Annotated in this window: 1 protein-coding gene; it reads right to left on the reverse strand. The window is 33.2% G+C overall.

Features of this window, described 5'->3' with window-relative positions; genetic code table 11:
* A partial coding sequence (locus ACI3VO_RS00200) for a type IA DNA topoisomerase (protein ID WP_439755972.1) occupies positions 1-1,824 on the reverse strand: 1,824 nt, incomplete at its 3' end.
* Positions 1,825-1,955 lie beyond the last annotated feature (131 nt).

Below are 1,955 nucleotides of genomic sequence, written 5' to 3' on the forward strand. Positions count from 1 at the left end.
ACTTTTTCCTGTTTTAGGATCGTACACGTAAGCCTCTGTATTTATTTTTTTAGGTGAATCATATTTTATTAAATTCACATTTTTCACTATAAAATTCATTATATTCGTCAAATACTCTTTACGAGAGAATTTTCCCTTTTGGATATCGCTTAGGCTTTTTTCTAGCTTACCTGTGTAGTCCACGTCGAATAGGTCTTTTACAGGGAATATTTCAACTAAGTTGATTCCTAAATCTGTTATGTAATATGATTTACCTTTTTTAGCTACGTATCCAACTTGGGCGATTTTTTTAAGTACGTCACCACGTGTTGCCGATGTACCTATTGAGTATCCAGCTAAGACTAGATCCTCGTCATCTACATTTTTGCCACAGTTTTTCATGGCTTTAAGTAGTGTGTCCTCTGTGTATGATTTAGGTGGTGTAGTTTGCTTTTTAAGTGGTAAAATTTCTAAAACTTCTACAGCTTCACCTTTATCTACATATGGAAGCAGGTCGTTTTTTTGCTCCTTGTTGTAGACCTCTAAATAGCCAGGGACTTTTAATACCTTACCTTTAGTAAGGAACATATTGCCATCGACATCTGTTTTGATTTCTGTGTTTTCGTATTCTGCAGGTGGCATAAAGTTTGCGATAAATCTGTCCTTTATAGCTTGGTATACTATTTTTTCGTCTGGAGTCAATGAATTTGGAACTATGTAAGTAGGTATAATCGCACTGTGGCTATCTACCTTTGATGAATCGAAAACTCTCTTTGTCTTTGCAAATTTAATCTTATCCTCGTATGGAAGACCTTGCTTTAATCTATTTAAAGCTTGATTTACTTTATCAGTTAAGCTCTCCTCTAAGTAGACAGAGTCGGTTCTAGGATATGTTATATATCCACCCTTTCCTTTACCTTCATATAGAGACTGGCATACGTTTAAAACCTTATCTGATGTAAAATTAGCGTATTTAGAAGTTATGTAACCTTGAAGAGAGGTCAAACTGAATAATTTCGGAGCATATTCTTTGGAATTAGTCACTTTTTTAGATGAAACAATACCTTCTTTAGAGGTAATGCTATCTATGACCGCCATTGCCTCCTCTTCAGTGTCGAATTTACTTTCTTTTCCCTTCATCAATTTGCCTTTATATGTACCGTTTTTACATTTGAAATTACCTTCGATTTCAAAATACGTCTTTGGAACGAAATTTTTAATCTCCATATCTCTATCGTAAACTAGCTTGACAGTAGGCAGTATTACACGACCTATGTTTAAAAGCTTTCCGTTTCCGTATTTTAAAGTCGCGACAGATGTAAAATTAATCCCTATCAACCAATCGGTAATAAGACGAGTGTATCCTGCAGCTTGAAGATTTCTCATATCTTCTTCATCCTTTAGATTTTCAAGTCCTCTAGTTATATCCTTTGGTGTCCATTCGTTTACAAGGATTCTTTTGACCGGTTTTTTATTTTTAGCTAGTAAAAATATAAGAAAGGCAATTAGCTCACCTTCGCGGTCGTTATCTGTTGCATTTATCACGTATTCTACATCGTTTCTATTTAAAAGCCCTTTTATTATATTAAATTGTTTTTGCTTTGAGTCATCTACTTTAAATTTAAATTTATCAGCAGGGATAAATGGAAAATTAGCCATTTTCCAACTACCTGAGTATTTTTCCTTGTCGTAATCCTTCATATCGTATAAAGAAACTAAATGACCAAAGGCATAAGTTACAATATATTCATTTCCTTCAAAATAACCATCTCGTCGAGTTTTTGCACCTAAGAAAGAGGCTATTGTTTTGGCGACAGATGGTTTTTCTGCAAGTATTAATTTCATACGAACCTCCTTTATTAAATACTATTTATGTTATCATAAAAAAGCAAGAAATTTCAAGATAAGCAGATTAATTTATATTGTCAAGCGCTCTTGTTTTATATAGATTATAGATAAAAATTACTTTTTTAATA

The organism is Intestinibacter sp. (assembly GCF_051866655.1).
Lineage (GTDB): Bacteria > Bacillota > Clostridia > Peptostreptococcales > Peptostreptococcaceae > Intestinibacter.